Origin of the sequence: Streptomyces sp. NPDC050528 (assembly GCF_044457795.1) — a bacterium.
GTDB lineage: Bacteria > Actinomycetota > Actinomycetes > Streptomycetales > Streptomycetaceae > Streptomyces.
The window spans coordinates 43,038-66,184 of sequence record NZ_JBITHH010000025.1 but is presented as its reverse complement, the minus strand read 5'-3'; the positions used below and the strand labels follow the sequence as shown (position 1 = coordinate 66,184).

Genomic DNA, 23,147 nt, shown 5'->3' with positions numbered 1-23,147 from the left:
CAGAGTGCGGGTGCGTTGCGGCTGGGTGGCCGGGTCGGGGGTGGGAGCTCTGGTTGTTTGCGGGCTGCGGGTGCGTTGCGGCTGGGTGCGCAGTTCCCCGCGCCCCTTAGGGAGTGGGGGTGGGGCGGAATATCACAGGCGCAGGCGGAGATCCTTGCCTGGTCAGGCCTGGCTGGTTCCCTCGCGGGTCGCTATGTGGTCCGGCACCGGGGTGCCCGGGGGCAGGGCCGGGTCCGGTACGGGGGTGCCCCAGGTCGAGGTCAGGGGGAGGGTTCCCGCCCACAGGTTCAGCTCGGCGTCGGGGCCGTCGGCGTCGTCGGGGGCGCCGGTGCGGATCTTGACGGAGGCCTCCTCCAAGGAGAGGGCCAGCAGGGTGGTGGCCGCGAGTTCCTTGCGGTTCGGCTGTCGGGCGTACGACCACTGGCCGGGCGTCGCGTGTTCGGTGAGGCGGCGCAGGCCGGCCAGTTTTTCCTCCGGGTCGGTGACCTTGCGGGGTACCCCGTGGATCATCGCGCTGCGGTAGTTGACCCCGTGTTCGAAGACCGACCGGGCCAGGACCAGGCCGTCGACGTGGGTGACCGTGACGCAGACGGGGGTACCGCCCGTGAGGCTACGACTCGCGACGGACCCGTGGAAGTACAGCTCCCTCCCGTACCTCCCGTACACCGTGGGGACTACGACCGGCCGTCCCTCGATCACGACCCCCAGGTGACAGACGAAACCCGCGTCGAGGATCGCGTCCAGGTCGGCACGGTCGAGGCTGCCCTGTTCGGCGAGGCGGCGGTGCCGGGTCAGGTCGGTCTGCGGGAGGCGATCGGTCATACCCACGGAGGCTACCGATGACGTACATGAAACGCCATATCTCTATCGGATAGCGCATCTGCGCGGCACCACCGCGACGAAATCCGAAGCATTGACGTCTCTGACATTTCTCGTCAGAATTGTCAGCATGAGCAAGCGGGACGACATCGTCACGGCGGCCGTCGACGTGTTCAGCCGGTACGGGTTCCGGCAGACCTCGATGGAACTCCTCGCGCGGGCCGCGGGCGTGTCCCGGCCCGCGCTGTACCTGCACTTCGCGAACAAGCAGGACGTCTTCGCCGCCGTCGCCGCCCGGGTCACCGACCTCATGACGGCCGCCGCCCACCGCGCCCGCGACGCCGAGGGGACACCGGCCGACCAGGTCTGCGGCGTGCTCGCGGTGAAGCTGGAGACGGCGATCGGGGTCACCGAGGCGCGGTTCCGGCAGGAGCTGATCGTGGAGGCCGCCGGGATGGGGCTGACCTCGGTCGAGGACGGGCTGGTCGACGCGCTGGGGGAACTGCTCGCCGGAACTCCCGAACCCCGCGAGACCGCCGCGCTCCTGCTCGCCTCGACCGTCGGCATCGGCCAGTCCGACGGCACCCCGGAGGTGCTCCGGGGCCGGCTGCGCCGACTCGTCGACCTCGTCATGAGCGGCCTCGACAGCGCGTCGGGCCCAAAGAACAGCGCACCGGACCGAAGGAACACCCCGCCGCCACACAGGAGTTGAGCACCATGATCGGTACCATCGCCCTCGGTTTCGCCGCCGGTTTCTGCGCGGGGGACGGCCTGCCGTACTACGTCATGGGCAGCACCGGCGAGGCGATCAGCCCGGGCCCGTTCCGGCCCTCCGCCACCGCCAACGTCCTCTCCGGCTGGGTGCTGATCGTCGCCGCCGCCGTCTGCTGGCACTACACCGATACGCAGGCACAACCGCTGCCGACTTATGCTGCGGCAGCAGCAGGAGTCCTCCTCGTCGGGCTGATCCACGCCCGGCTGTGGCACACCGACCCCTGGGGCAGAACACGCGAACGCACGCTCCCGGAGGGACGGCAGGCATGACGGAGACGCTCACCAACTGGGCCGGCAACATCACCTACGTGGCGAAGGAACTCCACCGCCCGCGCACACTCGACGCCCTCAGGGCCCTCGTGGCCGAGAGCGCGCGGGTACGGGTGCTGGGCAGCGGCCACTCCTTCAACGACATCGCCGAGCCGGGCCCCGACGGCACCTTGCTGTCGATCGCCGCGCTGCCGCCGGAGTTCGACGTGGACACCACGGCCCGTACGGTACGGGTCTCGGGCGGCGTCCGGTACGCGGAGCTGGCCCGCCGGGTGGACGCGCACGGGCTCGCGCTGCCCAACATGGCGTCCCTGCCGCACATTTCGGTGGCCGGTTCGGTGGCGACCGGCACGCACGGTTCGGGCGTCCGCAACGGCTCGCTCGCGTCGGCCGTCCGCGAGGTCGAGATCGTCACGGCGGACGGCTCCACGGTCACGATCGCGCGCGGCGACGACCGCTTCGACGGCGCCGTGACCTCGCTCGGCGCGCTCGGTGTCGTCACCTCGCTCACGCTCGACCTGGAGCCGGCCTTCGAGGTCGAGCAGCACGTCTTCACCGAACTCCCCCTCGCCGGGCTGGACTTCGAGACGGTGGCGGCGTCGGCGTACAGCGTGAGTCTGTTCACCGACTGGCGGGAGCCGGGCTTCCGGCAGGTGTGGCTGAAGCGGCGCACCGATCAGCCGCTGCCCGACTTCCCGTGGGCCGCGCCCGCGACGGTGGCGCTGCACCCGGTGCCGGGGATGCCGGCGGTCAACACCACCGAGCAGCTCGGGGTGGCGGGGCCGTGGCACGAGCGACTGCCGCACTTCCGGGCGGAGTTCACGCCGAGCAGCGGGGCGGAGCTGCAGTCGGAGTATCTGCTGCCGCGGTCGACGGCACTCGACGCGCTGTATGCGGTCGACGGCATCCGGGAGACCGTCGCGGGTGTACTGCAGACCTGCGAAGTGCGTACGGTCGCCGCCGACGCGCAGTGGCTGAGCCCCTCGTACGGGCGGGACACGGTCGCCCTGCACTTCACCTGGATCGAGGACACCGAGACGGTACTGCCCGTGGTGCGCCGGCTGGAGGAGGCACTCGACGCCTTCGACGCGCGGCCGCACTGGGGCAAGGTGTTCACCACTCCGGCGGAGGTGCTGCGCGGGCGCTATCCGCGACTCGGGGACTTCTCGGCGCTGGCGCGGGGCCTCGACCCGGAGGGCAAATTCGCCAACTCCTTCGTCCGGGACGTCATCGGCGACTGACCACGCGACCGGCCGGGCGGCGACTTTGTACAGCCCCTTTCCTAACCCCTTGTCGAACGTCACCCGCTGCCCATAGCCTTGCCGCGCGCCGGTGCCGTCGTGCCTCGGCATGATGCGAGGGGGAGGGATGGCGGTCACTCCGGTGAAGCGCACATCACGCGACATCCGAACCGCGAACCGTTACGAGGTACTGCGCCAGATCATCGCCGAATCACCCACGTCCCGGCAGGAGTTGGCGGCAGCCACCGGGCTGAGCCTGGCCACGGTGGCCACGCTCGTCGGGGAGCTGCTCGACCTCCACATGATCACCGAGGTCGGTTTCGAGGACTCGGCGGGCGGCCGCCCCCGGGGGCTCGTGGCGGTCAACGCGTCGGGGGGCGCGCTGATCGGCGTCGACATCGCGGAGACGTACGTCCATGTCGAACTCTTCGACCTGGGACTGAACGTGCTGGCCCGCGCCGACGAGGACATGCGCCCCGGCGAGAGTCTGCCGGAGCAGGTGGTGAGCCATGTGGCCGCCGCCGTCGGCTCGGTGGTCGCGCAGGCCGGCATCGAGGGCGCGCGGGTGCTCGGAGTCGGGGTGAGCGTGCCGGGGCAGGTGGACCGCGACACCGGTGTCTCGGAGTACGCGCCCAACTGGGACTGGCACGACGTGCCGTTGCTCGACCTGCTGTCCGAAGTCATCGCCTACCCCCTGTACTTGGACAATCCGCTGCGCGCCTGCGCGGTCGCGGAGATGTGGTTCGGGGCGGCACGCGGGCGCGGGGACGCGGTGGTGGTCAACCTCGGGACCGGGGTCGGCGCGGGGCTCGCGCTCGGCGGGGCGCTGTACCGGGGCGTGAGCAACAGTGCCGGCGAGTGGGGCCATACGACGCTCGTCCTGGACGGACGCCTGTGCCGCTGCGGCAACCACGGGTGCGTGGAGGCGTACGTCGGAGCGCCCGGAATCATGCTGAACCTAAGGGAGTTGAGCCCGCGCAGCCCGCTGCTGCACCCGGAGGACCAGACGGCCACCATCGACGCCCTGGCCCACGGCGTGACCACGAACGACCCCGTCGCCCTCAAAGTCGTGCGGGAGACGGCCCGTTACGTCGGCGCGGGCATCGCCAACCTGGTCAACATCCTCAACCCCGAAGTCGTCGTGCTCAGCAGCTGGGTCGCCCGCACGCTCGGCGAACCCCTGCTGCACGAGGTGCGCGAGGCCGTCCAACGGCACGCGCTCAGGCGGCCGTTCGCCGCCACCCGGATCGTCCTCTCCCCCATTCTCACCGACCCGGCGTGCCTGGGCGCGGCAACGTTCGCGCTGGAAGGGGCACTTCAGTCGGCCGGACAGAGGGCAGGCAAGCGCACCACCCCCGCAAGGAGCCGTATCGCACCACCTTCATGACGACGGAAGGGATGCACGTGACTCACCCCCACCCCAGGAGAACGATCCTCGCGACAGCGGCAGCCGCGCTCGCCGTCACCGGGGCCCTGCTCTCCGCGCCGCCCGCGACCGCCGACGGCGTCGCACCGGCCGAAGTCTCCCCCCACGCGGCCCAGACCATCGACAACATCGGCGCGTCCGGCGCCTGGTGGGTCAACGACCTCCAGCACTTCACGCCGGCCGTCCAGGCCCGGGTGGCCCAACTCCTGTTCTCCTCCAAGGGGTTGGACCTCTCCTCGTACCGCTACAACATCGGCGGTGGCGGCACCGCGGTCACCACCCCGGCCCGCGCCGCGCAGGACTTCCTGAACGCCGACGGCACGTACGACTGGAGCAAGGACAAGGGCGGGCGGGCGTTCCTCAAGTACGCCGCGCAGTACGGCGTCCAGGACCTGATCGGGTTCGTCAACAGCGCGCCCTCGCAGTGGACGACCAACGGGCAGAGCTGCGGCGGGCAGTTGAAGCCGGAGAACGAGGGCGACTACGCGAAGTACATCGCCGATGTCACCGCCCACTTCGCGAAGCAGGGCGCGAAGTTCGACTACATCAGCCCCTTCAACGAGCCGAACAACAATTTCGGCGACTGCGGCCAGGAGGGCATGCAGGTCACCGTCGACCAACGCGACGACATCGTGCGGGCGTTGGGCGCCGAGCAGCGGGCCCGGCACCAGAAGACCTCGATCATCGCCGACGAGTCGAGCAGCACGGTCAGCTTCAGCACGGAGGTCCCGCAGTGGATCTCGCAGCCGGACACCGCGCAGTACGTGTCGAAGCTCGCGCACCACACGTACAACAACCCGAACGACGGCCAGTTGGGCAACGTCTACGAGACGGCGAAGACGGTCGGCAAGCCCTCCTGGGCGACCGAGATCTGCTGCTTCGGCAAGGGCACCACGGGCTGGAACCAGGAGTACGACCCGACCATCGACAACGCCCTGTTGATGTCCCGGATCATCTACAAGGACTTCGCGACCTCGCACGACTCGGCGTTCCAGTGGTGGGTGGCCCTGGCCAGCGGCTACGGCACGGACCCGACCGCGCGCAACGACACCGGCTGGAACGACGGGCTGATCTACTACGACCCCGACTACGCGACGAACGGCAACCAGACCCTGTACTTCACCAAGCGGTACTACGCGCTCGGCCAGTACAGCAAGTTCGTGACCCCGGGTTCGGTCGCGCACAACGTGACGGGCGCGCCGAGCGGTGTCGAGGTCAGCTCCTACGACCGGGACGGCAAGTGGGTCGTCGTGGTCAACAACCAGAACACGACGGCCACTTCGCTGAATCTGCACTTCAACAGCAAGGTGCCGGTGCGCGCGACGCAGGCGGTCCGCACCTCGGCCACGGAGAACTGGGCGAAGGTCGCCGCGCCGGACGTGAGCGGCTCGACGGTGTCCGCGTCGCTCGCCGCCCGCTCGATCACGACGTACGTCTTCGACCAGAAGGACCGCAAGGGCGTCAACGGCGTTAAGGGACACGGGAGTTCGACGGCGATCACCGGCGCCCTCCAGGGCAACCAGTCCGGCAAGTGCCTGACCGCCGACACCTCGGGAGCCGCGCTCGCCACCTGCACCGGCGGGGCCGGGCAGGCGTGGTCGTACGACGCGAAGGGCGGCCTGAAAACCGCCAACGGGTATCTGACGGCGGGGAGTTCGGGACTGACGACCGCCGCCGACTTCACGGGCGACCCAGGCCAACGATGGCTCCTGAACGCCAACGGTCAGATCCTCAGCGAGGCGTCCGGGAAGTGCCTGGACGTGAGCGGGCAGGCGACCGCAGACGGCAGCAAGGTGATCCTCTACAGCTGCAACGGCGGGGCCAACGAGGCCTGGTCAAAGGTGTAATGACCACCTGAGTGCAGGGTGCGGGTCGCCTCCACGGCGACCCGCGCCTTTGTCACGTCCGGTATTCCGAACGCTACACAACGCTTCGAACAGACTTCGTCCAACCCCTTGCCGAAGGCTTAGGCGAAGGTTAACGTCCCGCACCGCACCTCGAATTGAGCCACTGGCCGCCACTCAGTCGTGGAGCCGTGGAGCCGCAGCCGCGCGAGAGACAAGGACGTCACCATGTCGGCAATGAGCAACAGCAACTGGTCCCGCCGATCGATATTCCGGGCGGCCGCGGGGATGGCCGCGGCGGGCACGCTGGCCGCGTGTGGCGGCAACAACGGGCGGGGCGGGGGCTCCGGTTCGGGCAAGCAGCTCGTCCAGTACTTCCACGCCTACGGCGAGGCGGGGACCGAGCAGGCGATCAAGCGGTACGCGAAGGCGTACTCGAAGGCCAACGTGACCACCAACTGGATCACCGGCACCAACTTCGAGGCCAAGCTCTTCTCGTCCCTGCTCACCAAGCAGGCGCCCGACGTCTTCGAGTTCCACCCGCAGTTGCAGCTGGTCAAGAGCGGTCAGGTGGCCGACCTGAGCGACATCATCGACCCGGTGAAGTCCGACTTCAATCCGGCCGACATCAAGTCGCACACAGTGGACGGCAAGGTCTACGGCATCCGGATGATCGACGACCCGCAGTTCTTCTACTACCGCAAGTCGATGCTGGAGAAGGCCAAGGTCGAAGTCCCCACCACCCTCGACGAGTTGCTGGAGGCCGCCGCCAAGCTCACCACGAGCAAGGTCAAGGGCGCCTACCTCGGCAACGACTTCACCGCGGTCCAGAACCCGATCATCTGGTCGTCCGGCGCCGACACACTCGACGCCAACAACCAGATCGCGTACCACACGGACGGGGTCGTCGAAGGCCTCAAGAAGCTCCGCCAGTTGTTCACCAGCGGCCATGTGCTGCTCGACGCCCCGACCGACTTCTGGGACCCGTCCTCACTCAACCAGGGACTGTGTGCCATCCAGTGGGGCGGCATGTGGTCCATGCCGGCGATGCAGAAGGCGCTCGGCGACGACCTGGGAATCTTCCCCTTCCCGAGCGTCGGCAGCAGCGGCAAGCAGTCGGTGTACAACGGCGGTTGGTCGATGTTCGTCAACGCCAAGGGCAACAACGTCGAGGCGGCCAAGGAATACGTCAAGTGGCTGTGGATCGACCAGAAGAAGTACCAGGAGGACTGGGCGCTGTCCTACGGCTTCCACATCCCGCCACGCACCTCGATCGCCAACGAGGCCACGAAGCTCAAGTCCGGTCTGCCCGCCGAGGGCGTCAAGCTCTTCACCGACTACGGCCACTTCGACAACATCGGCTTCGACCAGACCATGCTCACCGCGTTCGCCGACGTGATCGCCAACTCGGTCCGCAAGAACGGCAATCCGGAAGCCGCGCTCGACGCCTGCGACAAGAAGGTCAACGTCGAGCTCAAGAAGCTCTTCGGATAGGCCGGCGGAGAGAACAGGACATGTCGACCACCACCACGCGCGGGGTCGCCCAACCCGCCCCGGCCAAGGCCTCCCAGGCCCGGCCGCGGCGGGGTCTGCGGTCCAACGCCACCCTGAACTTCTGGCTCTTCACCGGCCCGTTCCTCATCGGCCTGGTGATCTTCGTCTTCGTCCCCATCGGATGGAGCATCTGGCTCAGCTTCTTCGACGCCCGCTACACCGTCACGCCGAGCAACTTCGTCGGCTTCGACAACTACCGGCAGATCCTGACCAACAGCAACTTCCCTGATTCGCTGCTGACGTTCACGGTCTTCGCCGCGTTCATCGTGCCGACCACATGGGCGCTGTCGCTGGGTCTGGCGCTGCTGGTGAACCGACTCCGGTTCATGCGGGCGTTCTTCCGGTCGGTGTTCTTCCTGCCGACCGCCGTCTCGTACGTCGCCGCCGCGCTCATCTGGAAGATGTCCATCTTCACCGGTGTCCGCTTCGGCCTGGCGAACACCGTCCTCGGCTGGTTCGGCGTCGACAACATCGCCTATCTGTCCAACCCGAGCCCTCCCTGGTACTGGGTGGTCATCGTGAGCCTGCGCCTGTGGATCCAGGCCGGCTTCTACATGATCCTGTTCCTGGCGGCGCTGCAGAACATCCCGGCCGAGTTGTACGAGGCAGCCGAGATCGACGGCGCCAAACGGGGCTGGCAGACGTTCTGGTACATCACCCTGCCCCAACTCCGGGCCACGTCAACGGCGGTGATCCTGCTGCTGCTCATCGCCGCGTACCAGGCGTTCGACGAGTTCTTCAACCTCATCACGACCAAGGCGACTTGGGCCCAGACCCCGCTGATGGAGCTGTACAAGGCGGCCCTCGGCACCAGCCAGGACTACGGCGCCGGCAGCGCGGGCGCGGTCATCCTGTCCCTGCTGATCTGCATCGTCACCCTCGCCCAGGGCAAGATCATGGGCTTCGGAAGGGGGGAGGAGGCCAAGTGACCACCACCGCACCCCAGTTGGGCAAGAAGCGGAAGAAGCGCGGCAGCGTCCTCGGCAACACCGGCCTGTACCTGGCCGTCAGCGTCGCCGCCCTGCTCTTCCTGATCCCCTTCTACCTGATCCTCCGCAACGCCCTCTCCACGGACCCGGAGATCACCGGCGAGAACTGGAAACTGCTCCCCTCCTTCCAGTGGGGCAACATCTCCGAACTCTTCGACGACCAGACCGCCCAGTTCGGCCGCGCCCTGTGGAACTCCACGGTCGTCGCCGTCCTGATGACCGTAGGCACGCTCCTGGTCTGCTCGCTGGCCGGCTACGGCCTGGCCCGCATCCCGTACAAGCACTCCAACAAGGTCTTCTACGCCGTCCTGGCGACCCTGATGGTCCCCACAGCCGTGACCTTCGTGCCGAGTTTCGTGCTCGTCTCGTCGCTCGGCTGGGTCGACACCTACCGGGGCCTCATCATCCCGGGCCTCTTCAGTGGTTTCACCTGCTTCCTCTTCCGGCAGTACTTCCTGGGGTTCCCCAAGGAGTTGGAGGAGGCGGCGCGCGTGGACGGGCTCGGTTACTGGGGCGCGTACTGGCGGATCGTCGTGCCCAACTCGCTGAACTTCTTCGCGGCGATCGCCACGATCACCTTCATCAGCGGCTGGAACGCGTTCCTCTGGCCGCTGGTCATCGGCCAGGACCCGGACTCCTGGACGGTCCAGATCGCGCTGTCGTCGTTCATGACGAACCAGACCGTCAACTTCCACCTCATCTTCATGGCCACCGCGATTTCCATCCTGCCCCTGATCTTCGTGTTCCTCTTCCTCCAGCGCTGGCTGGTCCAGGGGATCGCCCAGACCGGCATCAAGGGCTGACACCCGCATCTCACGACCTGGAGACCGATGACTTCCAGCACCGCCGCCGACTACCTCGAAGACGTCTCCCCGGGCAGCGGAGCCCTCCCACCCCGCGCCCGTTACGCGTCCTCGGACGCCAAGTCACTGTCACTGAAAGGCAGTTGGCGTCTCCGTGTGTCGGCGACGGCCGACGCCGAGGACGACTCGTTCGCCGAGGAGGGCTACGACGCCGGGGACTGGGCCGAGGTCACGGTCCCCGGCCACTGGGTCCTGCAAGGGCACGGCTCCCCCATCTACACCAACCACCTCTACCCCTTCCCGGTCGACCCGCCCCGCGTCCCGACCGAGAACCCGACCGGCGACCACCTCCGCACGTTCGACCTGCCGTCCGAGTGGCCCTCGGACGGCGGGGCCGTGCTGCGCTTCGACGGGGTCGAGTCCTGCGCCCGCGTCTGGCTGAACGGCACGGACATCGGCGAGTTCAAGGGGTCGAGGCTGCCGCACGAGTTCGCGGTCGGGCATCTGCTCAAGTCCACCGGCAACGTCCTCGCCGTCCGCGTCCACCAGTGGTCGGCGGGCTCCTACCTGGAGGACCAGGACCAGTGGTGGCTGCCCGGCATCTTCCGTGACGTCACCCTGCTGCACCGCCCGCCGGGCAGCGCCCTCGACTTCTTCGTGCACGCCTCCTACGACCACCTCGGCGGCGCGGGCACCCTCCGCGTCGACTCCGACGTCGACGGCCGCGTCACCGTGCCCGCCCTGGACATCGATGTCGCGACGGGCGAATCGGTCACCGTGCCGGTGCAGCCGTGGACGGCCGAACTCCCTTCCCTGTACGAGGGGTTGCTCACCACCGAAGGCGAACGCGTCCCCCTCCGCATCGGCTTCCGGACCGTCGAACTCTCCGACGGCCTGATCAAGGTCAACGGCAAGGCGATCCTCTTCAAGGGCGTCAACCGCCACGAATGGCACCCGGAGAAGGGCCGAGCCCTCGACCTGGACACCATGCGCGAGGACGTGCTGCTAATGAAGCGGCACAACATCAACGCCGTCCGCACCTCGCACTACCCGCCGCACCCCGACTTCCTGGACCTGTGCGACGAGTACGGCCTCTGGGTCATCGACGAATGCGACCTGGAGACCCACGGTTTCACCGAACAGGCCTGGCGCGACAACCCCGTTGACGACGACCGCTGGACCCCGGCCCTCCTGGACCGCGCGGCCCGCATGGTGGAGCGCGACAAGAACCACCCGTCGATCGTCATCTGGTCCCTGGGCAACGAGGCCGGCACCGGGCGCGGCCTGACAGCCATGTCCGAGTGGATCCACGCCCGCGACGACTCCCGCCTCGTGCACTACGAGGGCGACATCAACTGCCGTGACACGGACGTCTATTCACGGATGTACGCCGACCACGCCGAGGTCGAGCACATCGGCCGGGGCCTGGACGGCGGCACCCACAAGCGCCGCCAACTCCCCTTCATCCTCTGCGAGTACGCCCACGCCATGGGCAACGGCCCGGGCGGACTGGCCGACTACCAGCGTCTCTTCGAGTCGTACGACCGGCTCCAGGGCGGTTTCGTCTGGGAGTGGATCGACCACGGCATCAAGGACGAACGCTTCGGCTTCGCGTACGGCGGTGACTTCGGCGAGGAGCTGCACGACGGGAACTTCGTCTGCGACGGCCTGATCTTCCCGGACCGCACGCCCTCCCCCGGCCTGATCGAGTACAAGAAGGTCATCGAGCCGGTCCGGATCACGGGCGACGGCGCGGACGGCACCGTACGCGTCACCAACACGTACGACTTCGCCGACCTCTCCGCCCTGTCCTTCACCTGGTCCTACCAAGTGGACGGCGAGACAGTCGAGTCGGGCACCCTCGCCGTACCGTCACTCGCCCCCGGCGAGTCCGCCGACGTGAAGCTCCCCGCACCGCCCACGGGGTCCGACGGCGCCGAATCCCAGTGGACCGTACGGGCGTTGCTCGCGGCCGACACCGCATGGGGTCCCGCCGGGCATGTCGTCGGCTGGGGCCAATTCCCGGTCACGGCACGTCCGTTGCCGTCCGTTTCGGCGGTCTCCGGACCCGTGCTCGGGGAGCGGCTGATCACCCTCGGCCCGGCTACCTTCGACGCCCGCACCGGCGCATTGAAGTCCATCGGCGCGGTCGACGTCACCGGACTCCGTCTCGACGTATGGCGGGCGCCCACCGACAACGACGACGGCGCGTCCTGGCAGACGGACACCCGATTCGGCCTGCTCTGGCGCAAGTTCGGCCTGCACCGCATGCGACACCGCCTGGACGGCGTGGAGTTGGGCGAGGACGCGCTGACCGTCCGCACCCGGGTGGCCCCCGCCGCCTGGGAGATCGGGCTCGCCACGGTGTACCGCTGGACCTCGGACGGTTCGCGGCTGCGGCTGACGGTGTCCGTGGGACCCGAGGGCAACTGGACCTTCCCGCTACCCAGGTTGGGTATCCGCTTCGGCATCGACGCGAGCGCCGACCGGGTACGGTGGTTCGGTGGCGGTCCCGGTGAGGGATACCCCGACACCAAGTCGGCCTCGCTGCTGGGCCGTTGGGAATCCACGGTCGACGACCTCCAGACCCCTTACCTCCGCCCGCAGGAGAACGGCGCCCGCGCGGACGTCCGTTGGGCGGAGATCGGCGGGCTGCGCATCGACGGCGACCCGGAGTTCTGGTTCACGGCCCGCCGCTGGACGACGGAAGAACTGGACGCGGCCACTCACCGCACCGATCTGGTCCCCGGCGACACTGTCTGGGTGAACCTCGACCACGGACAGCACGGCATCGGCTCGCAGTCCTGCGGCCCGGGCCCGCTCCCGCAGTACTTCCTGAACGCCCAACCCACCGAGTTCTCCTTCGTGTTCACGGAAAACCCGGAGACCAGTTGAGTGACACAGTCACCACATCGCCTGCGGCCGACCGGCTCTTCGCCCGGTCGGCCGCGGTCGCGTCCTGCGTCGGCTTCATCCTCATCGGCATGCTCCAGGCCCTCTACGGCCCGGCGGTCCCGGGCCTGCGCCACGAGTTCGGACTCTCCCCGTCCGGCGCCGGCCTCGGCCTGAGCCTGCACTTCACGGGCGGGGTCGCCGGTGTCCTCGCCTTCAACGCGATCCACTCCCGGATCAGCAACAGGGCACTGCTGGCGTGGGGTTACGGCCTGATGGCGGCCGGCGGCACGGGTTTCGCGCTGGCCCCGAACTGGCCCCTCGCACTCGCCGCCGCGTTCCTCGGCGGCCTCGGCTTCGGCGGGGTCGACTACGGCCTCAACCAGCTCTTCGCCGTCGGCTTCGGCGACCGTTCCACCGCCATGCTGAACGTGCTCAACGCGCACTTCGGCATCGGCGCGGTGCTCGGCCCGGCGGTCATCGCGTGGCTCGGCCCGGACGACTACCCGTACGCGTTCGGCGCGTGCGCGGTGCTGGCGGCGGTACTGGTGTTCGCGGGCTCAACCGGCGTACTTACACACGTATCTGACGCTCCACCAGCAACGGCGAAGACCGGGCCCCTTGGGCTGTCCCGTGTCCTCGTCGGCTTCCTCGTCCTCTACATCCTCAACGTGGCCGTGGAGGCGGGCGTCGGCGGCTGGGAGCCAACACACCTGGAGACGGTCGGTTACACCGCCACCGTGGCCGCCTCCGCGACCTCGGTCTACTGGCTGATGATGACGGCGGGCCGCTTCCTCGTCGTACCGATCACGATGCGCTACGCCCCCGAGCGCATCCTCGCGGTGTGCGCGGCCGGGATGACGGTGTGCCTGCTGCTGACGCTGGTCGAAGGAGTGGCACCGGTGGCGTACGCCGGTGTCGGCCTGTTCATCGCGCCGGTTTTCCCGACGGGCCTTTCGTGGCTCAACTCGGCGCTCCCCCAGGCCAGACGCGCCGGGGCGTGGGTGATCGCGGCCTCGAATGTCGGCGGGGTGGCGGCTCCGCCGCTGATCGGCGTCGGGATCGAAGCTTCCGGGATCCACGCGGTGCCCTGGCTGTTGACCCTGTTGTCGGGCGCGTCACTGCTGGCGACCGTTCACCTCATCAGACTGACCCGAGGCTGATCACGCGCTCGGCCCGGTTGCCGCCGACCCGCTGGGTACCGGAGCGACCTTGTCGAGGCGTCGTCGGGTCTCGTCCGCGTCGAGGGGGCCGCCGTGGCCGGGGAGCAGGCGTTGCGGACGGCGGTCGAGTTCGGTCGTGAGCGCCCTGCGCACTCCGGCGGCGTCCTCGGTGAAGAAATGGCGCTTCGGGCTCCGGGGGCGCAGCACGCCACCGCGGACCAGGTCGCCGACGAGTGTGTCGTCGCCGACGCGGACGACGAGCGAGCCGGGGGTGTGGCCGCCGAACCGCTCGGCGTGCGCGTCGACGCCGTAGGGACTCAGGTCGAACTTGTCCTCCACCAGGATGTCGGCCTCGACCGGCCGGGCCTTGGCGCGGAGGACCATGGGCTTGAGCAGCGCGCCGGCCGGATGACTGATCGAGAGTGCGCCGATGCGTCCGGTCCGCAGGAGCCCTTCGTCGCCCAGGCCGACCGCGATCGGAACGCCGGCGTCCGCGAACGACGCCGCTGTGCCGCCGTGGTCGTTGTGGCCGTGGGTCAGCAGGACCAGGGCGATGTCGCGGAGCTGAAGGCCCCGCGCGGAGAGCGCGTCGCGCATGCGGTCGCCGTCCTCCGGTCCGCCCGCGTCCACGAGGACCGCCTGTTCGCCCCGCAGGAGGTAGGCGTTGCTGTTGCCCATGGAAAGCGGGGTGACGGTCGTGGCGCTCATGCCGCGCACCGCGATGCCTCGGCGCCGACACCGACGTTCGTGCGGCCGTCGGCTGTGGATATACGAACGGAAACGTCCATGACCATCCTCTTTCGCGTTACGCCTGTAACCTTACGGCCGTAAGTAGAGCATGGGAACTTACGGCTGTAAAGTCATCGCCATGGCTCCACCGGCAGCACGGCGACGCAATCCCCGAGGTCAGGGAGGACAACTCCGCGACGAGATCGTGACCGCAGCCCGCGAGCTGCTGATCGAGACCGGATCGGACAGCGCGGTGACCTTGCGGGCGATCGCCCGCAAGGTCGGCATCGCGCCGCCGTCGATCTACGCGCACTTCGACACGCCCGACCAGATCGTGGAGGCCGTGGTCACGGAGACCCGCTCACTGCTGGTGCGTCGTCTTGAGGCCGCCCGGGAGGGGGCGGAAAGCGCGCGCGAACGACTTCTGGCCGACTGCCGCGCCTATCTCGTCTTCGGTGCCGAGCGGCCCGAGCTCTACGCCCTGCTGTTCTCCCGGCCGCGCCCCAGGGGCAGCAGCACCACGGAAGAACGCGTCGACCAGGCGGTACGCCAACTCGCGCCCATTGTCGGCGAGACCGTCGCGACGCAGCTCGCGCCCGCCGAGGCATTCTCGATACTGCTGCGCGACGTCGCCGACGCGATGCGGGACGGCTCGTCCCGTGCGAAGGACGCCCTCTCCACGGCGACCTCTCTTTGGGCGGCCCTGCACGGCCTCATTCTGCTCCGCGCCCAGATTCCCCGATTCCCGTGGCCGCCACCCGGTCCGCTGGAGGACGAGATCATCACTCGCCTCGGGGAGTTGTGACCCAGGTCTCAGCAGAGCCGTGCAGCAGATCCGCCTGTTTCCCCGTCGAGGAGGGGTGACAGGAAGGGAGGGGCGTGTGGATCTGGCAGCCAAGTGGGCAACGGACGCCGGGCACAACGGAGTTGGAACCACGGAAGGTGACTTTCATGGATTCGTCGCCGCCCGGTCGGCCGCGCTGTTCCGGGGCGCACTCGTCCTCACGGGCAGCCGCGACGCGGCGGAGGATCTGGTCCAGGAGACCCTGGAACGGACCTGCCGCAAGTGGCGCACCATCAGCACCAAGGACGCCCCGGACGCGTACGTACGGCGGATCATGGTCAACCTCGCCAACGACCGCTGGCGAAGATTCCGCCGTACGGCTCAGCACCCGGTGGACGGCGAGCCGGCCGCGCCGGGTGACGAGTACGGACGGATCGACAGCCGGGACCAGTTGGTGCGCGCTCTTCAGCAACTGCCCATGCGGATGCGGACGGTGGTGGTGCTGCGGTACTTCCACGATCTGTCCGACGCCGAGATAGCGGCCGACCTGAAGATCTCGCAGAGCACCGTCCGTTCCCAACTGGCCCGAGGAATCGACCGGTTGAGAAGCCAGTTTCCGGCACTCCCCACCCCTTCGGCGCAGCGGCTCACGGAAGGCAAGCGATGAGTTCGTACGACCCGCGGTCCTCCGGCCGCACACCTTTCGAAGAGGAACTGATCAACGCCATGAACGACTTCGCGCACTCCACCCCCACTCCGGCCTTCGACACGACCGGCATGGTCCACCGCACCCGACGCAGGCGGGCCACACTCATCGCCGGTGTCGCCACCGCCCTGATCGTGGCGGGCGGCGGCACGGCCCTGGCCTCCATGACCGGCGGCACCTCGCACACGGAGCCGGCGAAACCCGACACCACGGCCACCGCCCCCGGTTCGGGCTACAAGAAGGCCATCCTGCTGCTGTCCTACAGCAAGGAGGGCCCCGTGGCGATCGACCTCACAGGCATGGACCTCGCCACCGCCAAGGGCCAGTTCCTCAAGGCCGGCGTCAAGCTCGGCGCGGTGACGAGGGTGAACAGCCCGGGCTGCGAGCCGGATTCGGTGGTCGAGGTGACTCCCCACGCCCCGAAGGTCGTGGAGACGGGGGACACGATCGAACTGAAGCTCTGCGCAAGCCCGTCGAACTGACCGAGGCCGACCGGACCGGTCGTCAAAGCGGCCCACCATCTCTCCAACTCGGGTTCTTCTCGATCCATCCCGGAACCTCGATCACTCCTGCCCTGATTCCACCGGCGTCCGCGCCAACTCCCGTATCCCCGGTATCGGCGAAGCCAGCAACCACAGCACCGCCATCGCACCCCCGACCGCCGCGACAATCAGCGTCGCCCTCAGGCCCGCCAGCGTCGCCAACTCGCCCCCGATCAGCGCCCCCAGTGGACGTACCCCGTAATTGACCGTGCTGTACGCGCCCGCCACGCGGCTGCGGAGGCCGTCCGGGACCACCGACGTCTGGAGGGAGTTGAGGTTGACGTCGAGAAGCATGACACCGAAGGCGGAGAGGAACTGGGCCGCGCCGAGAACCCCAAGGCGGGTCCAGACAGGGCCGGTTGCCGCCGCGATGAGGGCGTAGGGGGCCGGGAAGAGCACGGCCCCGGCGACGATGCTGCGGCCGACGCCGATCCGGCGGGCGATCGCGGGAGACACCACCGCGCTCAGGAGAGCGCCGGTCGCACCCATCCCGAACGCCAACCCGATGGCGCCGGGCGACAGGTGGAGGACCCGGTCGGCGAACAGGACGAGCAGGCCGGCGCTCGACAGGAACGTGAAGAAGTTGAGGGTCGTGGCGCAGAGGAGGCCCGCGCGCATGACGGGCTCGTGGATCACGAAGGTCAGGCCCTCTCGGGCGCGTCGTAACAGCGAGGGGCCGGATGAGGTCGTAGGAACTGATGGTTCGTCAATTCGTATACGTCCGACCAGAATTGCCGACGCCACGAACGACAGCGCGTCCGCGATCACCGCGACCGGTGCCGTCAGCGCCTGGACCAGGCCGCCGCCGACCGCCGGGCCGGCGATGAAGGACACCGATCTGCTCGCGCTGAGCTTGCTGTTCGCCTCGATGTACGACTCGGGCGGTACGAGGTGGGCGAAGAAGGACGAGTACGCCGTGTTGAAGACGACCGCCGCCGTGCCGGTCAGCAGGGCCACCGTGTACAGCTGGCCGAGCGTCACCGTGTCGAGGGCGTAGGCGATCGGGAGCGACAGCAGGACGGCGGCCCGGAACACGTCCGCGAGCAGCATGAGCCGCCGTTTGGCGGGGCGGTGGTCCACCCAGGCGCCCAGGAACAGGCCCAGGAGATTCGGCGTCCAGACCAGGGCGGTCAGCAGGGCGACCTGGTTCGCGGAGGCGTGCAGCGCGCCAACCGCCATGAGGGGCAAGGCCAGTTCGGAGATCCGGTCGCCGAACTGCGAGACGGATTGGCCGCACCAGAACCGTACGAAGCGCCGGTCCCGCCACAGCGAGTCCCGTGCGGGCGCGGAGAGTTCGGGACGCGGAGAGTGCCGAGTGATCCATCGACCCTTCACTCCGGTATGCCCGTGTCTGTGCCCGTGCCCGTGCCCGTCGCGACGTCCGCGCTCCCGGGGCACTCCGGCAGCGTGTACATCAGCAGGCGGACTTCCCTGCCCTTGGGCGGTCGGCAGTCCGGTTCGCGGACGACGTACGGCGCCATCAGTTCCTCCAACGCGTCGTTCAGCGCGGCGAGTTCACCCGCCGTCACCACGATCCGCGTGTTGTTCGCCCGGGCGAGCCTGATCCACTCCGGTTCCGGTCCGGGTGCCGTGTCCATGAGCCGGCGCAGGGGCAGTTCAGCGTTGCGCGCGAACATCTCACCGGTCAGCACCTGCGCCGCCGACCGCCGCTCCCGCCGGTCCGTCCCGCCCTCGGCATCGCGGACCAGACCGAGACCGGCGAGATGACGCAGATGCTAGCCGGTCACCTGCGGTGAGAGGCGGGAGGCGGTGGCGGCGGTCAAAGCCTGAGAGTCAACTCACAGACTTCCCGCACCCGTTGATCGACTCAGGCCGGCTGCGGCGTCAGGCGCTTGTGGCCCTTCCTGTCGTAGTACCGGACCATCGCGAAACCGAAGAGCAGACCGATCGCCGCGCCGATCACGATCATCGTCCACGCGCGCGTGAGGCCCGCGTCGCCGCGGGCGTCGAAGTAGAGGATCGCCCTTACGCCGTCGCTGAGTTGGCGCATGGGCTCGAAGTGGGAGAGGAAGCGGTAGAAGCCGGGGACGGCCTGGAGGGGAACGGTCGCGCCGGAGGACGGCAGGCCCAGGACGATGAACACGAACATGGAGATGAGCTGGCCGATCCCGCCGAACGCGGCGTTGATGGCCTGGACGCCGAGGCCGACGGCGAGGGCCGCGCAGTAGGAGTAGATCCACAGGAGCGGGATGTGGGTCGCGTCCATACCGAGGATGCTGACGCTGGCGAGCATGATCAGGGAGACGCTGAGGAGGGTGATTCCGGCCGTCATGGCCATCTTCAGGAGCAGCGTCTGGGTGCGGTTGATCGGGACGGTGGGGCGGCGGGTGTGCCAGGGGCCGATCTCGTTGTCCGCGTAACCGAGGGCGGTGTCGACGCCGTTGCTGATGACATTGCCGCCCATGAAACCGGCCAGGACCAGCAGCAGGGTGTAGTAGAACGCGGTCAGGCCGATGCCGCTGTTGCCGCCGATGGGGTGGCCGACCTGGGTGGCGATCCGCACCGGGTCCGCGAGAAACAGTTTCTGCGTGGCGTCCGCCTTCGTGGCCGCCGCGCCGAGCTGCTTGCCGATGGTGAGCGAGGCCTGCTGGGCCGCCGTGGTGGAGATCTTGCTGGCGAGGGAGGAGCCGAGGCTGCCCTTGCCGGGGTTGGTCAGCACGGTGATGGTCGGGCGGGCGGTGGCGTTCGTGGTCGTGAGCGCGGCGACGGAGTTCGTGAAGTCGGCGGGGATGACCAGGGCGCCGTAGACCTTGCCGGCGTCCAGTTCGTTCTGGGCCTCGGCCCTGCTCAGTTGGCGCCAACCGGCCGCGCGGCTGCTGGAGTTGGTCACGATGGCGTGGGCGATCTGGGTGCCCAGGTTCTGCTGCTGGCCGGTGAGCGGTTTGCCGGTGTCGCTGTTGACGAGGGCGATGGGGAGGTCGTGGAGTTCGCGGTTGGGGTTGACGATGCCGCCCATGTAGAGGAGGGACAGCAGGAATGCGAGCAGGCCGGTGAGCACGGTGGGGATGAGCCACAGTTTGGGGCGGCCGAGGAGTGCGGTGGCGCGGAGGCCGGTGGGGGCGGGGGTGCCGGAGTCGTCGTCCATGGTGGGAAGTCTGCTGCCGGAGTCCGGTGTCGGCCGTGGTGAAACACGCCGAGTGCCCCTCTTGTTATTGGCTATTGTCCTAGGGGTTCCGGTCGTCGCAGGTCAGAGGAGAGGTGGTGGGCCGTGGCGCGTGCGGGACTCACCGCCGACCGGGTCGTGGCGGCCGCCGCCGATCTCGCCGACGAGGTCGGCTTCGAGAACGTCAGCCTGTCCGCGCTGGCCCGCGGCTTCGGCGTGAAGGACGCGAGCCTGTACTCGCACGTCCGGAACCTCCAGGACCTGCGCACCCGGGTCGCGTTCCTCGCGGGCGGTGAGATGGTCGACCGGATCGCCGTCGCGGTCGCCGGCCGCACGGGCCGGGCCGCGCTGGGCGCGTTCGCGGACGCGTACCGGGCGTACGCCCTGGAGCACCCGGGCCGGTACGCGGCGACCCAGATCCGCATCGACCAGTCCCTGCTCGCCGGCTCCCCCGCGCTGCGCCGCACCGCCGAGATCACCTACGGCATGCTGCGCGCGTACGGCCTGGAGGAACCCGATCTCACCGACGCCGTACGGCTGTTGAGGAGTACGTTCCACGGTTTCTGCGCGCTGGAGTCGAGCGGTGGGTTCGGTGCGCCGAGGGATGTGGAGCGGTCGTGGGAGCGTGCGGTGGACGCGCTGCATGTGGCGCTGACGCACTGGCCGCGCGAGGCTGAAGTGGGGTGACGGAGACGGCGGTTCCGGTCCGCGCCCCAGGTGTATCGCTGACCACTTAGACTGGAAACTTCGCGAACGTCACGTGCCACCCAGGGGGAAGGGAGCGCGCCTTGTCTCAACAGCAGCTGGGACGCGGTCCCTTGAGAGCGCCGGGGGCGCCCGGTCCGGCGGCTCCCGGCGGGAGCACTCCGACCCGCTTCGTGAGCTGGCTCGGCCGGTTCGGGTGTGTGGCCGCCGGATACGCGGTGTTCCAGTTCCTGTTCGGCGTGCTGCCCGACTCGATCGACGGAGAACCGGCCAAGTATCTGATCTCCGGGCTGAGCGGGGTCGCCACGGTCGGGATGACCTGGCTGGCGGCGGCCCTGCTCCGCGCCCGCACGGCCGGACCCGCGCAGCTCACCGCGCCCGCTCCCCTCTCGTCGAACGCTCCCGGCCCGCTGCCGCAGGTGTTCACTTCGGCCTACGACACGCTCGCCGCCCAGGTCGCCGTGGTGGACGACCCGGTGCGCGGCCGGCTCGTCGGATGGCCGCACTCCCTCCGGGAGTTGGACGGCCCGGCCCGCCCGACCTCGCTGGCCACGGCGTACGGCCTGCACATCGTGCTGGACCTCGGCGTACCGGACGGACGCCTGCACACCGCCGATCTCGTCGACACCCTGTGGCGGCTACGGCTGCAGGGCGGCGGCTGGTCGGCCCGTTCGCAGGGGTCGGTGGCCCGTCCGGAGGTCACCGCGATGGTGTTGGGCGCCCTGGCCCGGGCGGGGGCCTCGCGGGAGCGGCTGGCGGACGAGGTGGCGCGCTGCGAGGCGGGCTTCACCCGTGAACTCGACGGTACGGGGCGGGCGTTGACCCATGTCGTCACCACGGTGATGCGGGGGCTGCTGCGCGCGGCACCGGACGCGCCGACGCTGCCCGTGCTGCGCGGCGCCCTGATCGACGGCGCGCTCTCCGATCCGCAGCGCCAGCACCGCCGTTGCTGGAGCCACCGGCTCTCCCCGCTGCCCTGGGTCGGGCACCCCGCCCAGCCCTCCGCGCTGCATACCGCACAGGCCGTGGTCGCCCTGGACCGGGCGGCCCGGGTGCTGGGCGAGGGGCCCGTGGAGCGTTCGGCGCGCGAGGACGGGGTGCGCTGGCTGCTGGCCTGCCCGGCGACCGCGCACGACAGCTGCGCCGACCTGGCGAACCTGCGGGAGGAGGTGCGCCGACGCCACCCGGACGACTCCTCGCACCACGAGGTGCTCAACGTCCGCCATTTCACCGCGAGTTGGATCGTGCGCGCGCTGCTGACCCCGGGCGCCCAGGAGATCGCGCGCGAGGACGGCATCGAGGACGCGTGGCGCGAGCGGCTGAACGGCGCGGCGGCCGCGGTGTGGGCGGCGCAGACCGACGGCATCTGGTCCTGGAGCCGGGACGGGTCGGCGTTCACGACGACGGAGGAACTGCGCCAGCCGATCTGGATGACCTATCAAGGCCTTTCGGCGCTGCGCGCACATGCCGTATGGATGTATCAGCCGGATCCTCGAACGAGGCCGGTGTGAGCCCGAGTCGGGGAGTGAGTGCATGGGTGGTCGGCAGATCCTGGCGGCGCGGCGGCTGCTGACCGAGGCGCTGGACGGCGACCTGTCCGACCACGAGACGGTGACCGCCGCCCGTACGGTCGTCGCCGAACTGGGCTCCCCCGACCGCCTGTTGGAGCTGATCGCCGAACTCGCCTCCGGCGAGGGCGATCCGGAGGCCTGCGCCGAGCTGTCGTACCGTCATGTCCTGGGCTTCGACAAGCTGTTGCTGATCGACGGCGGTCCCCGTCACATGCTGCGCGCCCACTTCTGGCACCCGGGCGCGACGGCGGTCGGCGCGGACGACATCCACAACCACCGTTCCCCGCTTGCCTCTTACGTGGTCCGGGGCCGGCTCGCCATGGAGTTGTACGAGGCGCGTGGCGACGGCGGCATCACGGCGGACCGGTACGAGGAGTCACTGGCCGACCGCAGCTCCGACTGGCGCCTGCGGCCGACGGGACCGGCGCGGCTGCGGCTGACCCACACGGGCCAGTACGCGGCGGGCAGCGCCTACGCCCTGCCCGCGCACACCCTGCACCGGGCCTGGTGCGACACGGACGGACCGACCGTGACCCTGTTCCTGGAGACGGGTGCCGAACGGCGGCGCCACACCGATGTGTTCACGGCGGCGGGCCCGCATCCGGGAGCGGTGGCGAAGGTACCGCTCGAAGTGCGGGAGTATCTGGGGGCGTTGAACGGTCTGGCGGAGTCGCTCAGAAGCTCGTGAGGGCCTGTCGTACGACGTCCAGGTTGTACGCGTCGATGTCGATGCCGGCGCTCGTGATGTCGGACGGCGGGAGCCACAGATAGGCCTGGTCGGGCTCGGGGAGGGTGATCTCCAGGGACAGCGGCCTGACCAGGAAGTTGTCCTGCCAGTTCTTGATCTCGCGGCCCCGGTACTCGCTCACGAAGGACGACTCACCGATCCTGCGGACGATCTCACCGCGAAGCCCGGTCTCTTCCTTCAGCTCCCGCAGCGCCCCGTCCTCGGACCGCTCGTCCGGCTCCAGTTTCCCGCACGGCACACCCCACACACGCGGCAGAAACCGCTCGGTCGCGCTGCGGCGCACCAGAAGCACACGCCCGTCGTCGTCCATGACGACGGCCGCCGCCAGTCGCTTGTCGCCGGGGTCCATGGCCATGGTTCCTCGGTCCCTCGCCGGTGATGAGTCCAAAGGGTGTGATACCCAGGAAAGCCTCCAACGTACCAGGATCGGCCTACTCCGGCTGTGGAGCCGGTCTCACCTCCG

General features: G+C 69.2%; 22 protein-coding genes. 16 read left to right on the top strand and 6 right to left on the bottom strand.

The annotated features are described in order from the left end of the window. Positions 1-162: 162 nt before the first annotated feature. Positions 163-822 (bottom strand): pyridoxamine 5'-phosphate oxidase family protein, encoded by a 660-nt coding sequence (locus ACIBK4_RS49810; RefSeq protein ID WP_399006716.1) that lies wholly within the window; start codon positions 820-822, stop codon positions 163-165. Positions 823-949: 127 nt separating this feature from the next. Here ACIBK4_RS49810 and ACIBK4_RS49805 point away from each other — a divergent pair, with 127 nt between their 5' ends. The 10 genes from ACIBK4_RS49805 to ACIBK4_RS49760 all read left to right on the top strand — a co-directional run bounded on the left by ACIBK4_RS49805 (position 950) and on the right by ACIBK4_RS49760 (position 13,775). Next, complete coding sequence (locus ACIBK4_RS49805; RefSeq protein WP_399006714.1) at positions 950-1,531, top strand: TetR/AcrR family transcriptional regulator; 582 nt, start codon at positions 950-952, stop codon at positions 1,529-1,531. 5 nt (positions 1,532-1,536) lie between these two features. After that, on the top strand, positions 1,537-1,863 hold the full coding sequence (locus tag ACIBK4_RS49800) for a hypothetical protein (RefSeq protein ID WP_399006712.1): 327 nt from the start codon (positions 1,537-1,539) through the stop codon (positions 1,861-1,863). After that, positions 1,860-3,104 carry an FAD-binding protein gene (locus tag ACIBK4_RS49795; RefSeq protein ID WP_399006710.1) on the top strand — a complete coding sequence of 415 codons (1,245 nt, stop codon included), beginning with the start codon at positions 1,860-1,862 and terminating at the stop codon, positions 3,102-3,104. Before ACIBK4_RS49800 ends, ACIBK4_RS49795 begins: the two co-directional genes overlap by 4 nt. Positions 3,105-3,231: 127 nt before the next feature. Beyond that, positions 3,232-4,491: an ROK family transcriptional regulator gene (locus ACIBK4_RS49790; RefSeq protein ID WP_399006708.1), complete on the top strand. Its 1,260-nt coding sequence runs from the start codon at positions 3,232-3,234 to the stop codon at positions 4,489-4,491. A gap of 11 nt (positions 4,492-4,502) precedes the next feature. Further along, a complete protein-coding gene (locus tag ACIBK4_RS49785; RefSeq protein ID WP_399006728.1) occupies positions 4,503-6,377 on the top strand; it encodes a glycoside hydrolase in 1,875 nt (624 codons plus the stop codon). A gap of 225 nt (positions 6,378-6,602) precedes the next feature. Beyond that, complete coding sequence (locus ACIBK4_RS49780) at positions 6,603-7,868, top strand: ABC transporter substrate-binding protein (protein WP_399006706.1); 1,266 nt, start codon at positions 6,603-6,605, stop codon at positions 7,866-7,868. Between the two features lie 20 nt (positions 7,869-7,888). Beyond that, entirely contained in the window at positions 7,889-8,857 is a 969-nt protein-coding gene (locus tag ACIBK4_RS49775; RefSeq protein ID WP_399006704.1) for a carbohydrate ABC transporter permease, read from the top strand. Then, positions 8,854-9,720 carry a carbohydrate ABC transporter permease gene (locus ACIBK4_RS49770; RefSeq protein WP_399006702.1) on the top strand — a complete coding sequence of 289 codons (867 nt, stop codon included), beginning with the start codon at positions 8,854-8,856 and terminating at the stop codon, positions 9,718-9,720. Before ACIBK4_RS49775 ends, ACIBK4_RS49770 begins: the two co-directional genes overlap by 4 nt. Before the next feature lie 27 nt (positions 9,721-9,747). Next, positions 9,748-12,615 (top strand): glycoside hydrolase family 2 TIM barrel-domain containing protein, encoded by a 2,868-nt coding sequence (locus tag ACIBK4_RS49765; protein ID WP_399006700.1) that lies wholly within the window; start codon positions 9,748-9,750, stop codon positions 12,613-12,615. Continuing rightward, positions 12,612-13,775, top strand: a complete 1,164-nt coding sequence (locus tag ACIBK4_RS49760; RefSeq protein ID WP_399006698.1) for an MFS transporter — start codon at positions 12,612-12,614, stop codon at positions 13,773-13,775. Before ACIBK4_RS49765 ends, ACIBK4_RS49760 begins: the two co-directional genes overlap by 4 nt. Here the strand turns inward: ACIBK4_RS49760 and ACIBK4_RS49755 are convergent, their stop codons facing one another. Then, entirely contained in the window at positions 13,776-14,483 is a 708-nt protein-coding gene (locus ACIBK4_RS49755; RefSeq protein WP_399006696.1) for an MBL fold metallo-hydrolase, read from the bottom strand. Between the two features lie 160 nt (positions 14,484-14,643). On the opposite strand from ACIBK4_RS49755, the gene ACIBK4_RS49750 reads away from it, so the two are divergent. The 3 genes from ACIBK4_RS49750 to ACIBK4_RS49740 all read left to right on the top strand — a co-directional run bounded on the left by ACIBK4_RS49750 (position 14,644) and on the right by ACIBK4_RS49740 (position 16,476). Further along, entirely contained in the window at positions 14,644-15,309 is a 666-nt protein-coding gene (locus ACIBK4_RS49750; RefSeq protein ID WP_399006694.1) for a TetR/AcrR family transcriptional regulator, read from the top strand. Positions 15,310-15,385: 76 nt separating this feature from the next. Next, positions 15,386-15,955 carry a SigE family RNA polymerase sigma factor gene (locus ACIBK4_RS49745; protein WP_399006692.1) on the top strand — a complete coding sequence of 190 codons (570 nt, stop codon included), beginning with the start codon at positions 15,386-15,388 and terminating at the stop codon, positions 15,953-15,955. After that, complete coding sequence (locus ACIBK4_RS49740) at positions 15,952-16,476, top strand: PASTA domain-containing protein (protein ID WP_399006690.1); 525 nt, start codon at positions 15,952-15,954, stop codon at positions 16,474-16,476. The genes ACIBK4_RS49745 and ACIBK4_RS49740 overlap by 4 nt, the downstream gene beginning before the upstream one ends. Positions 16,477-16,557: 81 nt before the next feature. Here ACIBK4_RS49740 and ACIBK4_RS49735 read toward each other — a convergent pair whose 3' ends face one another. The 3 genes from ACIBK4_RS49735 to ACIBK4_RS49725 all read right to left on the bottom strand — a co-directional run bounded on the left by ACIBK4_RS49735 (position 16,558) and on the right by ACIBK4_RS49725 (position 19,642). Continuing rightward, positions 16,558-17,871, bottom strand: a complete 1,314-nt coding sequence (locus tag ACIBK4_RS49735) for an MFS transporter (protein WP_399006688.1) — start codon at positions 17,869-17,871, stop codon at positions 16,558-16,560. Beyond that, positions 17,868-18,173, bottom strand: coding sequence for a hypothetical protein (locus ACIBK4_RS49730; protein ID WP_399006686.1), 306 nt, complete (start codon positions 18,171-18,173; stop codon positions 17,868-17,870). The genes ACIBK4_RS49735 and ACIBK4_RS49730 overlap by 4 nt, the downstream gene beginning before the upstream one ends. A gap of 191 nt (positions 18,174-18,364) precedes the next feature. Further along, on the bottom strand, positions 18,365-19,642 hold the full coding sequence (locus ACIBK4_RS49725) for a YhgE/Pip domain-containing protein (protein WP_399006684.1): 1,278 nt from the start codon (positions 19,640-19,642) through the stop codon (positions 18,365-18,367). Between the two features lie 123 nt (positions 19,643-19,765). Between ACIBK4_RS49725 and ACIBK4_RS49720 the strand changes: the two genes are divergently transcribed. The 3 genes from ACIBK4_RS49720 (at position 19,766) to ACIBK4_RS49710 (ending at position 22,624) form a co-directional block, all read left to right on the top strand. After that, positions 19,766-20,347 carry a TetR-like C-terminal domain-containing protein gene (locus tag ACIBK4_RS49720; RefSeq protein WP_399006682.1) on the top strand — a complete coding sequence of 194 codons (582 nt, stop codon included), beginning with the start codon at positions 19,766-19,768 and terminating at the stop codon, positions 20,345-20,347. Positions 20,348-20,448: 101 nt separating this feature from the next. Next, positions 20,449-21,876 (top strand): hypothetical protein, encoded by a 1,428-nt coding sequence (locus tag ACIBK4_RS49715; RefSeq protein ID WP_399006680.1) that lies wholly within the window; start codon positions 20,449-20,451, stop codon positions 21,874-21,876. Positions 21,877-21,898: 22 nt separating this feature from the next. After that, positions 21,899-22,624, top strand: a complete 726-nt coding sequence (locus tag ACIBK4_RS49710; RefSeq protein WP_399006678.1) for a hypothetical protein — start codon at positions 21,899-21,901, stop codon at positions 22,622-22,624. On the opposite strand, the gene ACIBK4_RS49705 is transcribed toward ACIBK4_RS49710, so the two are convergent. Beyond that, the gene (locus ACIBK4_RS49705) at positions 22,611-23,033 is read right to left on the bottom strand and encodes an NUDIX hydrolase (RefSeq protein ID WP_399006726.1); all 423 of its coding nucleotides are present in this window, start codon (positions 23,031-23,033) and stop codon (positions 22,611-22,613) included. The genes ACIBK4_RS49710 and ACIBK4_RS49705 overlap by 14 nt on opposite strands. Between the last annotated feature and the right edge of the window lie 114 nt (positions 23,034-23,147).

What these genes read in the sequence shown, in the direction of transcription:
- ACIBK4_RS49785 (WP_399006728.1), top strand. Translation starts at nt 4,503, where the DNA reads ATGCACGTGACTCACCCCCACCCCAGGAGAACGATCCTCGCGACAGCG.
- ACIBK4_RS49780 (WP_399006706.1), top strand. Translation starts at nt 6,603, where the DNA reads ATGTCGGCAATGAGCAACAGCAACTGGTCCCGCCGATCGATATTCCGG.
- ACIBK4_RS49765 (WP_399006700.1), top strand. Translation starts at nt 9,748, where the DNA reads ATGACTTCCAGCACCGCCGCCGACTACCTCGAAGACGTCTCCCCGGGC.
- ACIBK4_RS49705 (WP_399006726.1), bottom strand. Translation starts at nt 23,033, where the DNA reads ATGGACCCCGGCGACAAGCGACTGGCGGCGGCCGTCGTCATGGACGAC.
- ACIBK4_RS49795 (WP_399006710.1), top strand. Translation starts at nt 1,860, where the DNA reads ATGACGGAGACGCTCACCAACTGGGCCGGCAACATCACCTACGTGGCG.
- ACIBK4_RS49805 (WP_399006714.1), top strand. Translation starts at nt 950, where the DNA reads ATGAGCAAGCGGGACGACATCGTCACGGCGGCCGTCGACGTGTTCAGC.
- ACIBK4_RS49740 (WP_399006690.1), top strand. Translation starts at nt 15,952, where the DNA reads ATGAGTTCGTACGACCCGCGGTCCTCCGGCCGCACACCTTTCGAAGAG.
- ACIBK4_RS49755 (WP_399006696.1), bottom strand. Translation starts at nt 14,483, where the DNA reads ATGAGCGCCACGACCGTCACCCCGCTTTCCATGGGCAACAGCAACGCC.
- ACIBK4_RS49750 (WP_399006694.1), top strand. Translation starts at nt 14,644, where the DNA reads ATGGCTCCACCGGCAGCACGGCGACGCAATCCCCGAGGTCAGGGAGGA.
- ACIBK4_RS49775 (WP_399006704.1), top strand. Translation starts at nt 7,889, where the DNA reads ATGTCGACCACCACCACGCGCGGGGTCGCCCAACCCGCCCCGGCCAAG.
- ACIBK4_RS49725 (WP_399006684.1), bottom strand. Translation starts at nt 19,642, where the DNA reads ATGGACGACGACTCCGGCACCCCCGCCCCCACCGGCCTCCGCGCCACC.
- ACIBK4_RS49790 (WP_399006708.1), top strand. Translation starts at nt 3,232, where the DNA reads ATGGCGGTCACTCCGGTGAAGCGCACATCACGCGACATCCGAACCGCG.
- ACIBK4_RS49810 (WP_399006716.1), bottom strand. Translation starts at nt 822, where the DNA reads ATGACCGATCGCCTCCCGCAGACCGACCTGACCCGGCACCGCCGCCTC.
- ACIBK4_RS49730 (WP_399006686.1), bottom strand. Translation starts at nt 18,173, where the DNA reads ATGTTCGCGCGCAACGCTGAACTGCCCCTGCGCCGGCTCATGGACACG.
- ACIBK4_RS49800 (WP_399006712.1), top strand. Translation starts at nt 1,537, where the DNA reads ATGATCGGTACCATCGCCCTCGGTTTCGCCGCCGGTTTCTGCGCGGGG.
- ACIBK4_RS49710 (WP_399006678.1), top strand. Translation starts at nt 21,899, where the DNA reads ATGGGTGGTCGGCAGATCCTGGCGGCGCGGCGGCTGCTGACCGAGGCG.